Raw genomic sequence first — 18,571 nt, 5'->3', positions numbered from 1 at the left:
CTGCTTATCTAATTCTGGCGGTGGCCAGAAGACGACAAGGTAATCAGCGGTGTTGATATGGCGGGCCGAGGTCATGTAATAGCCACAGCCGCCTTCGCAGCCTGGGAAACCGCCATCCACTCGGTGATCCACGGGGCGCGGACTGAGGACGTGATCCGGCAGTCCGCCAGGAAGGTGCCGTTGGCGCCGGCGTCGATCCAGTCCTGTAGCGAGGACAGGTCGGACAGAGAACGGATCACTGCAGACTCGGCACCCAACGCCCGTGCGACGCCGCTGAAGTCCACCTCCGGGATCAGCATCGGCTTCTCGGTCAGGCCCTGCGATCCGTACTGGTGGATCTCGGCCCCGTACGCGGCGTCGTTGTAGATCACCACAATCGCGCTGCGGGCGGCGCCGATCAGGGATTCTAGGTCGGACAGGCCCATCAGGAAGCCGCCGTCGCCCGAAGCCAGCACCAGGGTGCGGCCGTCCTCCACCGCACGGGCAGCTCCGACGGCACTCGCCAGCCCCAACCCGATCGACTGGAACGCGGTCCCCACCATCACCAGGTCCTGCGGCCGCGGAATGTTCCAGTACATGGGCGCCCAGCCGATGAAGTGCCCGCCGTCCTGGACCACCGTGCGGCGCTCCGGCAGCACGGCATCGAGCGCGGAGGCGAGGGCGCGCGGATCCAGCCGCCCGTCCACAGTCGAAGCAGAGCCGGTAGCATGGCCAGGCCCAACAGCCAGGCGCCGGACAGCCTCCGAACGCCACGCACCAGCAGCAGCGCCACTATCAAGCAGAGACAACAGCCGCGCAGCGGCAGCCTTCACATCCGCGGAAACAAACAAATCAACCCGCGGATTCGTCGGCTCCACAGCGGTGTCGATCTGGATGACCGTGGCGTCCGGACCGAGCAGGTCCCCGAACCGCATGGTGAACGGGCTCAGGCTCGCCCCGGCCACCAGGACCACGTCGGCCTCGCCCATGAGCCCGGCCGCGCTGTCGGTGCCGAAACCGCCGGCGACGCCCAGGTATCCCTCGCCATTCAGGAGATTGAGCGCCAGGGCGGTTCCGGCGGTCAGTGCGCCGAGCCGGTCGGCGAGATCTCGGAGTTCCGGGCCGGCGCCGGCCAGATGCGCACCACGGCCGGCAAGGATCAGCGGCCGCTGTGCCCCTGCCAAAAGGCGGGCCACCCGCGCAAGGTCCGTGCCGCCGTCGTCCGTCACTTCCAAAGCCGCCGGTTCCGGAAGGTCCTCGTCCGCAGCCTCAAGTGCGGCGAGGTCGTAGGGGATGGCAAGCACGACGGCGGTACGCCGGGTGAGTGCGTACTCCACCGCCTGCCGGGTGACGGCGCCCGCGGCGTCGCGGGTAACGGTGAAGGTGGCGGCGCCGAGGCCGGCGGCGATGGCGGCCTGATCCACGTCCCAGGGCCGGGCGCCGGTGGTGGGCGCATCCCCGGTGACCAGCACGACGGGGATCTGCGCCTGGACCGCCTCGGCAAGGGCGGTGAGCGCGTTGGTGTAGCCGGGGCCGTAGGTGGTGGTGCCCGCGGCGAGCCGTCCCGAGGCGCGGTAGTAGGCGTCGGCAGCGGCAATGGCGGCGCCCTCATGCCGGACCGCGGTGAAGCGGAGGCCCTGCTGCTCCGCGGCGTCCAGGAAGTAGACGTTGCCGTTGCCCATGACGCCGAAGACGTCGCTGACATAGCTGCTGAGGACCTCTGCCACACGGCCCGAGACAGTGAGAGTAGTCATGCAGGAATCCTGTGGCCCAGCTCACTGATCGGCAAGAGCTGGATTTACTGTTGGGATTTTTGGCAGCAGGGGAGCGGAGAAGTGACAAAACGCCCACCGGGAGGCTACCTGCGCTTCATGTAAGTTCGAGATCCTGTCTGCTGATCTAAACGACCCGCATTTCAGCGGCAGGTCACATGTCGCCTGCTTGAGTGCCCGACCGGCGTTGGCTTTCGTCATTGGCGGGAGTGGACCAGACGGTGCTGGCGAGCCACTCGCGTCAATAGATGGCTAGGAGTCTAGGGTCTGCAAGGTAGCAGCTGGCGCGCCGACGACCAGATCTGCGACTCTTAGCCCAACTACTCGCCAGATCATGCCGCCGCTACAATCGGCTGTAGTGGTGTCTGCATAACTTAAGTGAAGGCTAAGCTAAATAAAATTCTCCCTGCTGGGCTTTGCCGTGAAGCAACATAGGATCAGCCCATGGGGAATTCAAAGGCATACTCGGAGACGTTTGACTCGTTAATGCAGGACGTGCAAAATCTGGACGCGCTCCACCCGGCGCCAAAAGGAACGAGAGGCCGGCCGCCAGGGGACACGGGGCCCTTGTTGCGGTCGATGGTTGTCCTCCTGCACACCGCCTGGGAAAACTACGTCGAGCAAGTAGCCCTGGAGGGACTCGACTTCCTCCTAGGGGAGATCGCTCACGACCATTCAAAGCTGCCGCACACTCTCAGGCAGAGAGTCGCAAAGGTTCAAAATCCTTGGGCCCTGGCTGGCAACTCGTGGCAAGCGGAATCCCGGCAGGCGCTTGTCATCGATGTAGGAAGGCTGAACACGCCCAATGTGGAAAACACCGAAAAGCTGTTGGAGCTGGCCTTTGGATTCGCTAATGGCCTTCGGGGTATTCGTTGGCGAAATATGAGTAACGCAAAGGTCCTCGCCAACGTCAACGAATTCGTTCACGAAATTCGCGGCGAAATCGTTCATAAGGGGACAACGCCGGGAGCGCTGAACAAAGCCGGGGTAACTTCGTGGATCACTTTCTTCAGCTACCTCACATCCCGGCTGGACGATGAGATTGGTAAGCACCTCGTGACGGTGACAGGAAAATCCCCGTGGTAGCGAATGCCGATGACCAGCAAGCATTGGCCAGCAAAGTACCGTTGGGCTGAGGGTCCTCGCTCGTAGCCCTGAATGGTGAATCCGAAGGCTGCCTTGTCCGTTTCTCCGTGGTACAAGAAACTGCTGGCACCGCCGTCGAGCGCGGACACGGCCATCGCTTTGCCGGTGGAAGGTGCTGGTAATGCGGTGGGCCCAGGCCCGGACGCACTTGCGGTATGGCCAGGCGTTGGTACGCTGCTCAGCGGAAATCTAGTCCGCCGGGCGCGATTCCTCCTTCGACAGCCGGCTGATGAGCCCGTCGTACCGGGGTGGCATGAGCTCCAGGATGGAGATGGCGGTGCTGGTCCGCTCGATCCCCTCGATCTCCAGGATCTCGTTGGTGATGCGGTAAAGGTCGGCGGTGCCGCGGGCCACCACCTTGGCCATGAGGTCCGCGTCGCCGGTGGTGGCGTGCACCTCGATGACCTCCGGGATCGCGGCGAGCCCGTTCTCCACCGATCCGGTCCGGGTCTGGCTGATGGACAGCGAGAGGAAGGCCATCAGATCGTATCCCAGCGCGGCGGGGTCCAGCCTGCGGCTGAAGGACCGGAGCGCGCCGCTGCGCTCCAGCCGTGCCAGCCGGGCGTGGACGGTGTTGCGGGCGACGCCGAGTGTCCGGGAGAGTGCCAGGGCGCTCGCTTCGGGGTCCTTGTCCAGGGCAAGGATGATCCTGCCGTCGAGCGAATCGAGGGTGCGAGAGGTCGCGATGGTCATATTTTCACCAGAGGTACTAGAAGTTGAGCAGAAGTCCCAAGCATGGAAGCGTACCTTGCATTGTGGCCCGGGTCACTTCCATGATCGGTCTTCATGAGCCCTGATCAACTCCTGGCCCCGCCGGCAAAAAAGTTGCCCACCCTTCGCAGCGCCGTCACCGGACTCCCTGCCTACGTCCCGGGCCGGCGCAGCGCCGGCGCGGACATCGCCGCCCTCGCCAGCAACGAAAGCCACTACGAGCCCCTGCCCGCAGCCACCGCCGCGGTGGCCGAAGCGGCGGCCAGGATGAACCGCTACCCGGACATGGCCGCCGTCGAACTCCGCGAACGGCTCGCCCGGCACCTGGGCGTCACCGCCGCGGAGGTAGCGGTGGGGCCCGGCAGCGTTGGCGTCCTCCAGCAGATCATCACCGGACTGTGCGACGCCGGGGACGAGGTGGTCTTCGCGTGGCGCTCCTTCGAGGCCTACCCCATCCTGGTGGAGCTGGCAGGCGCCCGGCCGGTCCGCGTCCCGCTGGACGACGCGGAGGCCCACGACCTCGATGCCATGGCCGCCGCCGTCACAGACCGCACCAAAGTCGTCCTGCTCTGCACGCCCAACAACCCCACCGGCGTGCCGATCAGCCACGACCGCCTCGAAGCCTTCCTGCAGTCCGTCCGCCCCGACGTCCTGGTGGTGATCGACGAGGCCTACGTGGAGTACGCCGACGCCGGCAGCGGCCCCGACTCCCTGGCGCTCTACCGCCGGTACCCGAACGTCTGCATCCTGCGCACCTTCTCCAAGGCCTACGGGCTCGCCGGTCTGCGCGTCGGGTATGCCATTACGACGGCGGCCATCGCCGAAGGTCTGCGCCGCACCGCCCTGCCGTTCGCCGTGAGCGCGCTGGCGCAGAAGGCGGCCATCGCGTCGCTGGACGCGGGGGAGGAGATGGCAGCGCGGGTCTCCGCTGTGAAGCAGGAGCGCTCCCGGATGAGCGCGGAGCTGGAGGCACAGGGCTGGAAGCTGCAGCCGAGCCAGGGCAACTTCCTGTGGATCCGCACCGACGACCAGCTTCTGGCGGCGCTGGTGGACGCCTTCAACGCCGCGGGCATCCTGGTCCGGGCCTATCAGGGCGACGGCGTGCGGATCACCGTTGCCGACACCGCCTCCAACGACCGGGTGATGCGGCTCCTGGCAGCCCACGCGGCCTGACACCTTTCTGACCTTTCCCCAATCCGTTCCACCCACAACCAGAGGAATCCCCATGGAACAACAGACAAAGACGTCTGCCCGCCCCCTCGGCGCGGCCCTGAAACCCCGGCAGCTCACCATGATGGGCCTGGGCAGCGCCATCGGCGCCGGCCTGTTCATCGGCTCCGGCGCCGGCATCCAGGCCGCCGGCCCGGCCGTACTGATCTCCTACCTCGTGGCCGGCACGCTCATCATCCTGGTGATGTGGGCACTCGGCGAGATGGCGGCCGCCAACCCGGACAGCGGCGCCTTCTCCGTCTACACCGCCAAGGCCTACGGGCCGGTGGCCGGCGCAACCGTGGGCTGGCTCTGGTGGATCCAGCTCGTGGTGGTGATCGCCGCCGAGGCACTCGGTGCTGCAGGCTTGCTGGCCACGATCTTCCCGGCCCTGCCGGTGTGGCTGATGGCCTTGGTGTTCATCATGGTGCTCACAGCCGTGAACCTGACCAGCGTGAAGAACTTCGGCGAGTTCGAGTTCTGGTTCGCCCTGCTCAAGGTAGCCGCGATCGTCGGATTCCTGCTGGTGGGCGCCGCATTGCTGTTCGGCTGGATTCCGGGCGTGCAGTCGCCGGGCCTGGCCAACTTCATGGGGGAGGGGTTCGCGCCGAGCGGTTTCGGCGGGATTGCGACGGCCCTGTTTGTGGTGGCGTTTGCGTTCGGCGGTACCGAGATCGTGTCCGTGGCGGCAGCCGAGACCGCCGAGCCGGCCCGCAGTGTGAAGAAGGCAGTCCGAACGGTGCTGTGGCGCATCCTGGTCTTCTACATCGGTGCCATCTTCGTCATCGCGGCAGTGGTTCCCGTCGGTTCGGAGGGGCTGAAGAGCCCGTTCGCCGCGGTGCTGGACTCCGCCCGCATGCCCGGTGCGGCCACCGCGATCACCCTGGTGGCCGTGGCTGCACTGCTCTCCGCGCTCAACGCCAACCTCTACGGGGCTTCCCGGATGGCGTTCTCCCTCGCGGAGCGGGGCGAAGCGCCGCGTTGGCTCGCTTCGGTATCCAAGGCGCGGGTCCCGGTAGTTGCAGTCCTGGCCAGCGTTGCCTTTGGCGTTGTCACGGTGGTGCTGGAGCTGGCCTTCCCGGAGATGGTGCTGGGCGTCCTGCTGAACATCGTGGGCTCGACGTGTCTGCTGGTGTGGACCTCCGCCCTGCTCGCCCAGCTCGCGCTGCGCCTCCGCGCCGACCGTGACGGAACGGAGCTTCCCCTGCGCATGCCCGGCTTCCCGTGGCTCAGTTCCCTTGGCCTGCTGATCCTCGCCGCCATCTTCACGGTGGGCTTCATCGGCGAGGACTCCCGTCCCCAGCTCCTGAGCACCTTCGGACTCGTGGCGCTGCTGGCGGTGGCTAACTGGGTGAACCACCGTGGCGGCCGGAAGGGTGCCGGTGGCATTCAAGCCTCGGACTGTGACAAGGAGCCGGTGCTCATCGACTGAATTAGATGACCCGCCCGAAGGGCGCGTCCGGCTTCGGCCGGGCGTGCCTTTTGCAACCTACCCCGGGCTGGCCGCAGCTGGCTGCCCTAAATTCGGGTCTTCCCGAACATCATTCACGCACAGTCCGCGAATATCGAAGCGAGGTTCCCCGGCACATCTCACGGCACCCAACGCTGTCCGATCCTGCCTGCCGCCTGCGGCCGCAATCGGAAAAATTTGTCAGACATCACCCGAACTAAACGGGGTCAGCAAATCCCTGGTGTCTCCATCGCGTGTCGGTAAGGCTGCAACATCCGCTCTTGACTGCAAATACGCCAGGATGTGGGGCACTCCTTCTACCAGATATTTGAAGGCCGCTTCTAGCCGCTCAGGGTTGTGATCAAACTGCCCGAGGGCGAGGTTGCACGATCCGCAGAGCAGCCCGCGTATGCAGCCGCCGCATGTTTTGTACTTGTCGGCGCAGCAGTTGTGATCGTGATCCACGCTCAGCGAATTGCGGCCGAAGTTCGGGAGCTGCTTACATAACCAACAAACGCCGCCTTGCAAGGATAGGAGGGCATCGTACGTCTCCCGAGTAATCCCAAACTTCCGCGCACGGGAGGCATCATTAGCGCACTGTAGGCAGCGGGACGCCAGCCCCCCCGAGCCGCCTTTTCCGAATTTGTCTACGGGCAGCCATTGTCGACACGTCGTGCATTGCTTGTTGCCATCGGCGTCCCTCACCAAGGAAGCGTGCTTGTAGCGCGGGACAATCACTCGCATAGCGCCCGTATCGTTGTACTGCGCGGTGTGGGACTTGCATAACGGAATGGGATCATGCTGGTGCATGTCCTTCCGTCCGCATTCTGTGCCGTCAGGGCCGGGGCCTACGCACCTTGTGCCGTTGGGCGCCTTCCGCTTGATGGGGGTCAGTTCCCCGCGGTAGTGCTGGTTATAGTGAGTGCCGCAGAACCGTGAGCCTTTTGTTACTGCCTTACGTCCGCAGCTGTAGTCGAGGGCGGCGCAATCGTTCCATTCGTCCCCTTTAGGTGGAAACTGCCACATCGTGCCGTCTCGTTCAAGCTGCGTCGCATGCCCTTTGCAGAGCGGCCCTGGGTGAAGATCGACCCGGGTCACCAACCGGTCGCACGGTTCCCCGTTGCGCCTCGGCCCGGAGCAGGTTAGTCCGTGGCCCACGCCCCACGTTCTGAAGGGTTTGAACTCCTCACCTCGGTTCATTTGAAGGGCGTGCGTGTTGCAGTACTTGCCGCCCTTGTTCCGAGTGCGACGGTGGCACTCATAATCGGGGAGGGCGCTGCACAGGTTCCACCCTTCGGCATCCTTTTTCATCTCCATGCCGGAACCCTAACCGACACAACCGACAAAACAGGCTAAGCGCCGTAGCAGAAGGGGTATGCATCGCCGGTCTGCCGGGAATGTGCGCTGTGCATGGAAAACGAGCCCGCTATCAGTGCCATCGACTGGACTACCGCCTCCGGACGATGCGGCTTCCCCGAGTCGGTTGGCTTCGGGAAAAGCAACACGGGGGTAGCACGTAGTCATGCAGTCATTGCGCTGAAGCTCAGCCCTTCGCCAGCCCCATGAACATCGTACGGTGCAGGATGTCGACGTGCTTCCGGGAGACCTCCACAGCCTCCTCAACACGACCAGCCCGTAGGGCTGCTACGAGCGCGATGTGGTCATGGTTGGACTTGTGTAGCTTCTCGATGGGGTAGGGGATGAAGTAGTCGTAGAGCTCGGCAAGCGTCTCGTGATAAACCTCGACGGCGGTGCCCATCCCTGACGCCGTCCCTACCAGCTGGTGGAACCGCTCGTCGGCCTGGTGGTAAACGGACCAGTCGGTGGCCTCGGTCATGTTCCGGGTCAGCCGCTCCAGCTCGTCCAGCTGTTCACCCGTGGCGTTGACCGCGGCGTAGTGCGTCACCGCGCACTCGAACAGCAGCCGCCGGTCCACCAGCCGGTTCACCGCCTGGGACTCCGCCGGTGACGCCGAAAGTGATGCCAAGACATCCGTAGGTGGCGCATCCGCAACAAACGTTCCGCCGGCCCGCCCACGCCGGCGAACCACCACACCCTGCTCGGCCAGGCTCGCCAACGCGCGCCGCGCAGTAATCGGGCTGACTGAGAGACCCAAGGCCACGTCCTCCTGGTCCGGCAGCCGCTCGCCCGGCTTCAAAAGCCCCAGCGAAATCGCCATGCCGATCCGCATCCGCACAGCGTCCATGGCACTGCGACGCTCCATCCCGGGCATCCTGCCGGCGGCGAGACGCGGGGAGTCGACAGTGTCCTCCAGTTGATCGGTCATAACCGCTACTTTACGGTTCACAGCCGCCCCCTTTCCTTTATTGGTTCATTCTGATCTAATATAACCCGGATCACACCCCAACGCGGAGACAAACTCATGCAACGCATCCTTCCCCTCATCGCTGCCCAGGCCCGGCCGCGGCTCATCGGCGAACCCGTCTCGGCCTTCGCCGAGGAGGTCAAAGCGGCACTGGAAGCCCAGCCGCACAGCAAGCTTGTAGTCTTCCCCGAGCTCCACCTCTTCGGCGACGAAGACCCGGACCAGCAACGCACGGAAATGCTCCAGGCTTCCGCCGAGCCCCTGGACGGCCCAAGGGTCAAAGAGCTCAAACAGCTGGCCAGGGACCTCAACATCTGGCTGGTCCCCGGCAGCGTCTGCGAGCGCGGCCCCGAAGGACAGCTGTTCAACACCCAGCTGGTCCTGTCCCCGGACGGGGAACTCGCCGGCTACTACCGGAAAATCTTCCCCTGGCGCCCGTTCGAGCCCTACGACCCCGGCGACAAGTTCACCACCGTGGACCTGCCCGGCATCGGCAGAGTCGGCCTGAACATCTGCTACGACGCCTGGTACCCGGAGGTGTCCCGCCAGCTCGCATGGATGGGCGCCGATGTCATCCTCAACGTCGTCAAAACCACCACCCCGGACCGCAAACAGGAACTGATCCTGGCCAAAGCCAACGCCATCGTGAACCAGGTGTTCATGGTCAGCGTCAACTGTGCCGGCCCCACCGGCCAGGGCAAGAGCATCATCGTGGACCCGGAGGGCAACACCCTTGCCGAGGCCACGGACGATCAACCGCAGCTGCTCACCGCGGAACTGGACCTGGCCGCCGTCGAGCATGTCCGCACGCACGGCACGGAGAACCTCAACCGCCCCTGGTCGCAGTTCCGCGACGGGGAGCCCGCCGTCGAACTTTCCGTCTACCAAGGCCGCATTAACCCGGCCACTTGGACACCGCCGTCCTACAAGCCCTAAGGAAACACCGTGACAACCACCCTCACCCGCACGCTGAAGCTGCCCTCGCTGGTCCTGTTCGGGCTGGCGTACCTGACCCCCATCATCGTCCTGGGGATCTTCGGCATCATCGCCGAAACTACCGGCGGCGCCGCGCCCGCCGCGTACCTCGTGGCGCTGGTGGCCATGCTGTTCACCGCGCACAGCTACGGCCGGATGGCCATCGCCTACCCCGTGGCCGGCTCCGCCTACACCTACGTCCGCCACTCCATCGATCCCCGCGTCGGGTTCCTGGTGGGCTGGGCCGTGCTGCTGGACTACCTCTTCCTGCCCATGGTCATCTGGCTCATCGGCGGCTCCTACCTCAGCGCCCAGTTCCCGGGCATCCCCATCGGCGTCTGGATCGTGGGCTTCATCGTGATCACCACGCTGCTGAACATCCTGGGCATCAAGGTGGCGGACAAGGCCAACTACGTGCTGATGGCCTTCCAGCTGCTGGTCCTGGTGTTCTTTGTGGCGCTGGCCATCGGCAGCGTGGTGTCCGCCAACGGCGCCGGGGGACTGGCCAGCGCCCAGCCGTTCTTCAACGACACCGCCAGCTTCGCCACCATCTCCGCCGGCGCGGCCATCGCGGCGTACTCGTTCCTGGGGTTCGACGCCGTCACCACCCTCACCGAGGAAACCATCAACCCGCGCCGCACCGTGCCGCGCGCCATCATGCTCGTGGCCCTGATCGGCGGCGGCATCTTCGTGTCGGTGTCCTACGTGACCCAGCTGGTGCACCCCGGCGGCGTGTTCGAGGACTCGGCCTCCGCGGCGAGCTCCATCGCCCTGCAGATCGGCGGGCAGCTGTTCGGTGCCGTGTTCCTGGCCGGCCTGGTGGTGGCACAGTTCGCCTCAGGCCTCGCTGCGCAGGCCAGCGCCTCCCGCCTGCTGTACGCGATGGGCCGCGATTCGGTTCTGCCCAAGGCGGTCTTCGGCCGGCTCAGCGAGAAGTTCCACACCCCGGTGGCGAACCTGGTGGTCACCGGCATCGTGGGCCTGATCGCGCTCTTCCTGGACGTGGCCACGTCGACGTCGTTCATCAACTTTGGTGCCTACACCGCCTTCACGCTGGTGAACGCTTCGGTGGTGTTCCACTATGTGCGCCAGCGCCGGGCCGGGCAGCAGCTGAACCCGGTGTCCTACGTGGTTGTCCCGGTGATCGGCGCCGCCGTCTGCGCGTACCTGCTGTGCCAGCTGGACAGCAACGCGATTACGCTGGGGGTGTCCTGGCTCGTGCTGGGCATTGTGGTCCTGGCCCTGATCACCCGTGGCTTCAAGGCGGCGCCGCCGGAAATGACGGCCACGGAGAAGGCAACGGTCGAGGCAGCCGCCTGATCTCTGTCTTGTAGCGTGGTTTTTGGGCCAAGGGAAGGAACACTCGTGAGGATAGCGCTGGGGCAGCTGGAGTCGGGCGCCGACATCCGGGCCAACCTCGCCGCGACCGGCCGGTTTGCCGCCGGGGCGGCGGCCGACGGCGCCGCGCTGGTCGCCTTCCCGGAGTACGCCACCTACGAGAAGAAGAAGGTGGACGCCACCTTCCCGGCGGTGGCCGAACCGCTGGACGGCCCCGTCTGCCGGGAGCTTGCCGCTATCGCCGCCCGCTACCGCATCGCGCTGGTGGCGGGCGTGGTGGAAACCTCGGACGAGCCGGGCAGGGCGTACAACACGCTGGTGGCTTTCGGGCCCGACGGCGGTCGGCTGGCTTTCTACCGGAAGATCCACCTTTTCGACGCGCAGGGCTTCGGGGAGTCCGAGTTCATCAAGCCCGGCGGATCTCTTGAGCCGGTGGTGTTCGAGCACGGGGGAGTGCGGTTCGGGCTGATGACCTGCTACGATCTGCGGTTCCCGGAGCTGGCGAGGTCATTGGCCGACGCCGGCGCGCAGGTTTTGCTGGTCTGCTCGTCCTGGGTGCCGGGGGAGCACAAGACGGAGCAGTGGCTGGCGCTGAACGCAGCCCGGGCGATCGAGAACAGCGTGTACGTGGCCGGGGTGTGCCAGGCGCCGCCGGTATCGGTGGGGAGGAGCGTGCTGGTGGACCCGATGGGGGTTGTCGAGGCGGACCTTGGGCTTGCCGCTGGGGTGCGGGTGGTGGAGGTCTTGCTGGAAACGGTGGAGCGGGTGCGGGAATCGTTCCCGATGTTCCGGCAGCGGCGGCTGTAGTTACATCACGCCAGCGACCTTTAAGCCAGCATTGTTACCAATGTCGGGGCACCGTGGCGCCTTGGTGCTGGACCAAGTAAGTAGGATTGCTTGTAGAACCAAGTTGGCGCGGGAATATCGGGACGAAAAGGAAGCTCAAATATGGGGATCCTGCAGATTCAGCAGGTCCGCAACCGGCTGGAAGCGGAAATCATAGCTCACATTGATATGTCTGACGTAGCAGGTCACAACGAAGCTAACCAAGCCACATTCAAGTTGACCAGAGCTCTTACTGCATTCGTAATGATGAAGCGTTCCGGTTTGAGCGCGGTGGAGGCAGCCCAAAGCGTTGTGGATGGCGGGGAGGATAATGGTATAGATGGTATTGCCATCCTTCCTGACGACAGCAAAATTATTCTCGTGCAGACCAAATGGTCTGAGGCTGGAAAAGGAAGTGCCGAAGCCGCGGAAATGATGAAGTTTCGCGAAGGCGTCAATGACTTGCTCTCGATGCGGTGGCACAAATTCAACTCGAAAGTCAACGCACGTGTTCACGAGCTCCAGGCAGTGCTCATGAAGACGGATATCAAGGTAGATATTGTCTTCGCTCATATGGGAACTGGCGCTTTGGCTGAGGCGGTGGGTTCTGTAATGACTGACTTCGTTAATGATCAAAATGACTCTGTGAGTGATTCACTTTCGTTTTCATATCTCGACCAAGCCCAAATTCATCGACTGCTAGTTGAGGAACAACAAGCAGGTGATATCGATTTACAAGTGTCTCTTTCGGACTGGGGCTCCATCGATGGGCCGCCCCGTGCTGTGTACGGACATGTTCAGGGTAGCGACGTAGCAAGTTGGCTAACTACACACGGTGAGCAGCTTCTAGCACAGAATGTTCGTGTTTTCCTTGGTGACTCTGAGGTCAACAAGTCGGTTAAGGAAACAGCCCTCCAAAGCCCCGAACAGTTCTGGTATCTAAACAACGGAATTACTGTACTGTGCAAATCCTATGAGAAAGTGCTTGCTGGAGGAGGGGATCGCCGTTTCGGGTCATTCAACGTTAAGGGTGCCTCGGTTGTTAACGGAGCCCAAACAGTTGGATCACTTGCAAGTCTTACCGCGGCGACAGATTCCGAAAAGCTTGCCCAAGTAAGGGTTAGCGTACGCTTCATATCGCTGGATGAGGCGGACGAAGACTTTGCTAGCAGGGTAACAAGGGCCACGAACACTCAGAACCGAATTGGGGGAAGAGACTTCGTTGGTTTGGACCCGGAGCAGGACAGGCTTCGGAACGAATTCGCTGTTGATGGATATATCTATGCTGTACGGAACGGTGAAGCGGAGCCGGAAAGTTCAACAGGCTGTTCGTTTGACGAAGCTGTAGTCGCCCTCGCTTGTGCGGCGGACGACGTTAACCTCGCCACCCAGGCGAAACGTGAGATTTCCCGGCTTTATGTAGACACTTCTAGAGCCCCGTATAAGGCACTGTTCAACGCACAAACGACGTCGACGGCTATTTGGCGCCGGGTGCAGGTTCTACGGCATGTCGATAGCTACCTCGCTAGTCCTGATCGTGGTTGGGCGGATAGCCGGGAAAAGGGCTTCGCTGTGCATGGAAACAGATTGATCTTGCACTTAGTTTTCACGCAACTCCAGCGTCGTGAGTTGGACGATCCCGGCTTCAACTGGACGCTCGACAAACCTGCCCTCGATAATGCGACAGCATTGGCCTACTCCAGCATGAAAGACGCGGCTGAGGAGAAGTTTGACGGGTACCTGGCGTCTTTGTTCAAAAATGCCGCTAAGGTAAAGGTTATCCGAGATATTGCTGTCCAAAATATTCGCGGGTCCATTCCAGATGCGAAGGCTGTCGCCGGCGAGAAACCGTAATTCTGTCATTGAGTTGGTACCGGAGGGACGCAACGTGATCCAGACCTGTCCAGGTCACCGGCTACCAGTTCCGCATTCGAGCCAGTGCATCAGATGGGAAATGGCCTGAATGCTCGTTCTTACAGCTGGTCGGATTAGGCAGTAGCTTCTGAACAGCCCGGGCGTTGTCACGGTGGTGCTGGAACTCGCGTTCCCCGAGATGGTCCTTGGCGTCCTGCTCAACATCGTGGGCTCGGCGTGCCTGCTGGTGTGGACGTCCGCGCTCCTGGCACAGCTCGCGCTGCGCTCCATGCCGACCGCGTGGGGACGGAACTGCCCCTGCGGATGCCCGGCTTCCCGTGGCTCACGTGCTTTGGCCTGGTCATCCTCGCGGCGATCTTCACGGTTGGCTTCATTGGCGAGGATCCCCGTCCCCAGTTGCTGAGTACTTTGGGACTCGTGGCGGTACTTGCTGCGGGGTGCTGCGTGAACCACCGGAAACGGAAGGTTTTGCCGCGTATCGAATCTTTGGACGGTGCCCAGCAGCCGATGCTCGTCGACTGACGGTTATGAACCTCTTGTGGCTCCCGCGACTGCTCAGGGCGCACATTCGGTTCAATCGGGCGTGCCCTCGCCGATATGGCCAAGTGCAAACCTAGAATTGTCCGGTCACCTATGAAACATCGAGGGAACATGTCGAAATCTGCTCCTGCTGATACACAAAAGCTTCAACTGAGACGGGTTGGCCCAGACCTGGAGGTGCTGCGTCCTGCACACCGATCCGAGAATTGGCCCCTATGACCACTAATAGGGATTTCATACCTGCTGCTATCAAGCGCAAGGTGCGCCAGCGGTGCGGCTTTGGATGCGTCATGTGTGGCTCGCCAATCTTCGACTACGAGCACATCGACGGATACGGGAAGACTGGCCACGACGCAGACCAGATGACCCTGCTCTGTCCGATGCACCACCGGGAAAAGACTGCTGAGCGCCTACCAGTGTCCCGGGTCCGGAAAGCTAATAAAAGCCCGTATAACAAAACCCGGGATTTGGGATCTAAACATCCTCTTTACTTTGACGGCAGCTCCCTCACTGTCGAACTGGGGTCGCTAAAAGTGGTGTGGTCCGCCGACGCGCCTGAAGCTTCAGCCATCGAAGTGGATGGGGAACCGATCATAAAAGTTGCCTTCGTCGACGGGGCCATATCGCTTAACCTCCTCATACGCGACGCGGATAACAAGCCTCTCTTGGTCGTCCGCGACGGAGAACTAAGACATGCGGTTGCGACATGGGATGTCGCGTTTGAGGGAAGGACGCTTATCGTCAGACGCGCCCTTGGCGACGTCGTTCTAAGAATCCGCTTGATGCCGCCGAATCGGATCGTTATCGAGCGTGCGGAGATTTGGTGCAGGGGCGTCCTAATCCGGTTAGGAAAAGCTTGTGATCAAGGCGATGGCATAGAGGTGGCCAACAATAGAACTACCTATAGGGACGAGACCGTCTATGGGAACAGGCTGTTGCTGGCTGTCGGCGACTACTTGGGGTTTGAGGGTCAGATTTTCACGACATTCATACCTCAGCGCTGGCTGGGTGGAATTCCCGCAAAACCCGGAAGTTTTTCAAGAATTGGAGGTGGGCAACGGATGAGTAATAAGAGCGGCGGATATCTGGATGATTGCCGCGCGTTGACCAGTAACAGTTTCCTGGCGCCAGCTGTTTGGGGCTTGCCAGATAAGCGGGGACGCCGAGAGGAATCCTGATGGCTCGGAGAAGGTGAAATGACAGAAAAGCCCGGCGTAAGAGACCGTCCTGAAACCGCGTCCCTTTGTCAATTTTAGGGGAAGAAATCGGCCACATGGGCCCGCTTGGGGGTGACAAGTGCGGATTCTTCGCCCCTTTATTGGATCAGTCTGATCTAAGAGCTTCACACTCCCAGCACGGAGAAACCATGTCACACCTTTCAGCTGTTTTACGTGATGGGCCGCGACTCCGTCCTGCAGGGTAGTAGTTCCGGCTCAATGTGATTTCCACACTCCAAGCCGCACCTGGGAGTACCTGAATCATGGGTATGTTCGCTCTTCCTGGACGTGACCACGTCGAGATGGTTCATCAACTTCGGTGAGTCCGTGTTCAATGCCCTGTGGAGATCCGGGAATGGGACAGTTCACTTAGTCTTAGTCAGCATCCTATTTTTCGCTTTCTTTTTGCTCTTGCCGATCGCCGACTCGGGGAGCTCTATTGCCTTTCGGACTTCGTTGACAACCAGTAGACGGGCTGCCGCAACCTTCGCCTTGTTGTCGTCTGTATCTGCAGCATGAAAAATCTGGGCGGCCAGGAGCTCTGCTTGCAGGTCCCTTGCTGCGCTAGTCAGAGAATCTGGGGCAACAAACGACAAGAGGTCGGCAGACTCCTGAGCTTTGTCCCTGACCCCAAGCATGGCCTTGTACTCAGGTGAATCGCTGGGACCATAGGTGTTTTCGTCGTCATGCTGAATCTCTTTCATGAAACCAGCAGGTTTTGATCGAACTAGCTTTTGAAGCGCCTTCTGGTACCGGTCGCATGACTGTAGGAATTCGGCCCCGTAGGCCTTAATATCGGCGTCGAAGCGGCGGGCGAGCTCTCGATTGCCCTTGATCCTGTCCACGGTCCAGGCTGAACCGAAGCTCATGCTGGCACCGATCATGAGGAAGATTCCGGCTATAACAGGTACTCCCCACCAAGGTGCATCCTTCTGCGAGAAGAGTGTAATTAGCCAGGTTAGGTCCATGAGGTGTCAATTTCCTTAGCGATCGGTTCGTTGGTTTGGAACACCGCGCTCCGTCATTTCTCGTCCTGGTTGCCCGGGGAGTGCAAGAGCGCCCAGTGATTTGCTCTTACCCGGCGCGGGAGATCGAGGACCCTGCACGTCACGGCGGTGAAGCTTCAGGCCGAAAGGGACGCGGCGAGATCGTCTAGTTCGTCTTCCTCTGCATGCCCGAAAACATCGTGGCCAGCTTGCTCGTAGCTCAGGACAGGCTTGCCCATCGCAGCTCCGACCAGGTCGAGGAGCCGAAGTCGGCGGTCTTCAAAAAAGGCGTGAAAATCGTCATCAAGCAGATGTGAAACGTCAATGTGATGGGCTGTTAGCGACTCTTGCATTTCCTCGGGAGAGATTTGAGCTCGCAAAGCCAATTCTCCGACATACCTACTTGGTGCCTTTGCAGAAATGAATCGGTTTGTCGCGCTGGAAATTGGTGTTTTATTCACGATACTCTGCACTAGCGTGTTTTCGATGCCTGCTTTTTCGCACCATTTTTGAGGGAATATATGATGGATATCTATCGCAAAGTCCTGGTACGATCCCTGGTTGATTTTCTGATTATAAACCCAGTCCTTCACATCGCCCCGCATCGTTAAAGCATAAATGCCCTTGTAGGCAGCGGAATTGCGTGTTCGTAGAGTAAGGAGACGATCTGGATTAAAAGAGGCACCAGCGACGGTACCTGGCTCACTGGCCCCGCCGACCCACGCCTCAACTTCCTCGAGATCGCGTGCGAAACGGGTTTCGACGGCTCCGCCGTATAGCTCGCCCATGACTCCGCTCCAATACCATCGCGTAATCAGACGGGCGACCCCCTGAAGATCAGCATCCGTTCCCAATGCCACACGTATAGCTGCCAACGGCACTAACTGAGTCCGATAGGGAAGGTCTTGATGCCGGAAAATGAATTGGTTGTTAATGAACTGACCAGCCCAGATGAACGCATCTGTCAGGTGATCTGCCCATTCCAAGTAGTCGTCAAGGGAGAGCTTGAGAATATCCTTCCGCTTACAGGTGATGCCGGGTACCTTTTCTGACTCACCTGCGTAGTTGAGTCGCCGCTTCCGGCTAGCTAGGAGGCTGACGGCCTGGAGGAAGTCTGTGTTCTCTAACCCGGACAGAACCGGACGGAGCGATACGATTTTCCTCTTGCGTGCCGTCCAATCGTCATTAAGTCTGAAGTCTGCACTTCCCGCTGCAAATGTCGCCGTCAGCAGCTCAAATACGTTGAGAGCCACCCCGCCCGTGTTGACTTTTTCAAAGACCGTGCAAACCGCTTCGCGCTTAGTGGTGTTCGACAGTTCAATAACAGGAACCTTGTATTCTGAAAGCTGCTTTAGCGGTCCGTCGAAAAATTCATCCAGCATATCGTCGGAGTTCGGATGGCTGTGATGAAAAAGCCTGCTGTATTTTCGAGTGTAGCTCGTATCGAGAATTTTGTTGAGCGGAAAAACTCCAGCTGCTATCTCCTTCTCCATATCGGAGTAGTCCCCGACTATGTCGCGGTCAAAGTTGGTCCGTACTATCCGGTCTTCCTTGACAAAGAAGATGGCATCGTCCTCCATATCCATGTCTGGGTCAATCGACTCTGCAACACGGATGTAGAAATAACCCTTCATCACTTTGCCGCGCGGATCACATGAATCGACGGGATCCTCACTGAACAATGCCTGGTAGAGCGATGTCAGGCGTTGCTGTCCGTCAAGAAGTAGGAAGTCTGGCCGAGTGTGCGGTTCTCTTGCTCCTGAGAGCGGCCGAACCGCGAAGTTAACCTCATCTGATCCCGTCTCAAGTGTCATTACGACACCGACGGGGAAGCCCTTAGCAATGCTGGCTAGAAGACTCTGAATCCTATCGACATCCCACTTCCAGGGCCGCTGGAAGTCCGGAAGCTGAATCTTCCCACTGTCGATGTCCTTAAGCAGTGTCTCAAGATCCCGAATAGGGCTGTCGAATGACATGTTTCCTTCCTTATTTACAATCGCTGTCTCTAGTTACGCACAGTACTAGTTGTGGGCACTTTTGGTTTTTAGGGGTCAACGTGTCAAGAACGTGTCAAGAGTGGCTTGCAGCTGCCTTAAGGCAGCTGCAGCACGTGCGTGTTCCGAATCGGCACGTATGCTGGCGCAGCAGGCCCCAAGCTGGAACCAGATCAAGCTGTTCGGATCAGAGGCCACTCGGGCAGCGAGTGCAGGAAAATGGCCCAA

The 18,571-nt window shown here is 61.2% G+C and carries 15 protein-coding genes; 9 read left to right on the top strand and 6 right to left on the bottom strand.

What is annotated here, in order from left to right; genetic code table 11:
* Positions 1–71: 71 nt before the first annotated feature.
* On the bottom strand, positions 72–1,733 hold the full coding sequence (locus HNO81_RS14490; RefSeq protein ID WP_175318807.1) for a thiamine pyrophosphate-binding protein: 1,662 nt from the start codon (positions 1,731–1,733) through the stop codon (positions 72–74).
* Between the two features lie 462 nt (positions 1,734–2,195).
* On the opposite strand from HNO81_RS14490, the gene HNO81_RS14485 reads away from it, so the two are divergent.
* Complete coding sequence (locus HNO81_RS14485) at positions 2,196–2,837, top strand: HEPN domain-containing protein (protein ID WP_175318806.1); 642 nt, start codon at positions 2,196–2,198, stop codon at positions 2,835–2,837.
* 249 nt (positions 2,838–3,086) lie between these two features.
* Here the strand turns inward: HNO81_RS14485 and HNO81_RS14480 are convergent, their stop codons facing one another.
* Positions 3,087–3,590: an Lrp/AsnC family transcriptional regulator gene (locus HNO81_RS14480; protein ID WP_175318805.1), complete on the bottom strand. Its 504-nt coding sequence runs from the start codon at positions 3,588–3,590 to the stop codon at positions 3,087–3,089.
* 93 nt (positions 3,591–3,683) lie between these two features.
* Here HNO81_RS14480 and hisC point away from each other — a divergent pair, with 93 nt between their 5' ends.
* Together hisC and HNO81_RS14470 are read left to right on the top strand one after the other, a co-directional pair.
* Positions 3,684–4,781, top strand: coding sequence for a histidinol-phosphate transaminase (hisC, locus tag HNO81_RS14475; RefSeq protein WP_175318804.1), 1,098 nt, complete (start codon positions 3,684–3,686; stop codon positions 4,779–4,781).
* A 52-nt stretch (positions 4,782–4,833) separates the two neighbouring features.
* The gene (locus HNO81_RS14470) at positions 4,834–6,249 is read left to right on the top strand and encodes an amino acid permease (protein WP_175318803.1); all 1,416 of its coding nucleotides are present in this window, start codon (positions 4,834–4,836) and stop codon (positions 6,247–6,249) included.
* A gap of 219 nt (positions 6,250–6,468) precedes the next feature.
* Here the strand turns inward: HNO81_RS14470 and HNO81_RS20470 are convergent, their stop codons facing one another.
* Positions 6,469–7,011 (bottom strand): endonuclease VII domain-containing protein, encoded by a 543-nt coding sequence (locus HNO81_RS20470; protein WP_371818271.1) that lies wholly within the window; start codon positions 7,009–7,011, stop codon positions 6,469–6,471.
* A gap of 799 nt (positions 7,012–7,810) precedes the next feature.
* Positions 7,811–8,554, bottom strand: coding sequence for a FadR/GntR family transcriptional regulator (locus HNO81_RS14460; protein WP_175318801.1), 744 nt, complete (start codon positions 8,552–8,554; stop codon positions 7,811–7,813).
* Positions 8,555–8,650: 96 nt separating this feature from the next.
* Between HNO81_RS14460 and HNO81_RS14455 the strand changes: the two genes are divergently transcribed.
* The 6 genes from HNO81_RS14455 (at position 8,651) to HNO81_RS14430 (ending at position 15,324) form a co-directional block, all read left to right on the top strand.
* Positions 8,651–9,529: a carbon-nitrogen hydrolase family protein gene (locus tag HNO81_RS14455; RefSeq protein WP_175318800.1), complete on the top strand. Its 879-nt coding sequence runs from the start codon at positions 8,651–8,653 to the stop codon at positions 9,527–9,529.
* Positions 9,530–9,538: 9 nt separating this feature from the next.
* Positions 9,539–10,888, top strand: coding sequence for an APC family permease (locus HNO81_RS14450; protein ID WP_175318799.1), 1,350 nt, complete (start codon positions 9,539–9,541; stop codon positions 10,886–10,888).
* A gap of 45 nt (positions 10,889–10,933) precedes the next feature.
* A complete protein-coding gene (locus HNO81_RS14445; protein ID WP_175318798.1) occupies positions 10,934–11,713 on the top strand; it encodes a nitrilase-related carbon-nitrogen hydrolase in 780 nt (259 codons plus the stop codon).
* A gap of 141 nt (positions 11,714–11,854) precedes the next feature.
* On the top strand, positions 11,855–13,585 hold the full coding sequence (locus tag HNO81_RS14440; RefSeq protein WP_175318797.1) for an AIPR family protein: 1,731 nt from the start codon (positions 11,855–11,857) through the stop codon (positions 13,583–13,585).
* Between the two features lie 300 nt (positions 13,586–13,885).
* Entirely contained in the window at positions 13,886–14,128 is a 243-nt protein-coding gene (locus tag HNO81_RS20465; protein ID WP_371818268.1) for a hypothetical protein, read from the top strand.
* A gap of 233 nt (positions 14,129–14,361) precedes the next feature.
* Positions 14,362–15,324, top strand: coding sequence for an HNH endonuclease signature motif containing protein (locus HNO81_RS14430; RefSeq protein WP_175318796.1), 963 nt, complete (start codon positions 14,362–14,364; stop codon positions 15,322–15,324).
* Positions 15,325–15,728: 404 nt separating this feature from the next.
* Here the strand turns inward: HNO81_RS14430 and HNO81_RS14425 are convergent, their stop codons facing one another.
* Entirely contained in the window at positions 15,729–16,331 is a 603-nt protein-coding gene (locus HNO81_RS14425; protein WP_175318795.1) for a hypothetical protein, read from the bottom strand.
* A 155-nt stretch (positions 16,332–16,486) separates the two neighbouring features.
* A complete protein-coding gene (locus HNO81_RS14420; protein WP_175318794.1) occupies positions 16,487–18,325 on the bottom strand; it encodes a DUF262 domain-containing protein in 1,839 nt (612 codons plus the stop codon).
* Between the last annotated feature and the right edge of the window lie 246 nt (positions 18,326–18,571).

It is taken from the genome of Pseudarthrobacter sp. C4D7 (assembly GCF_013359725.1).
GTDB lineage: Bacteria > Actinomycetota > Actinomycetes > Actinomycetales > Micrococcaceae > Arthrobacter.
This window is presented reverse-complemented; position numbering and strand designations above follow the sequence as displayed.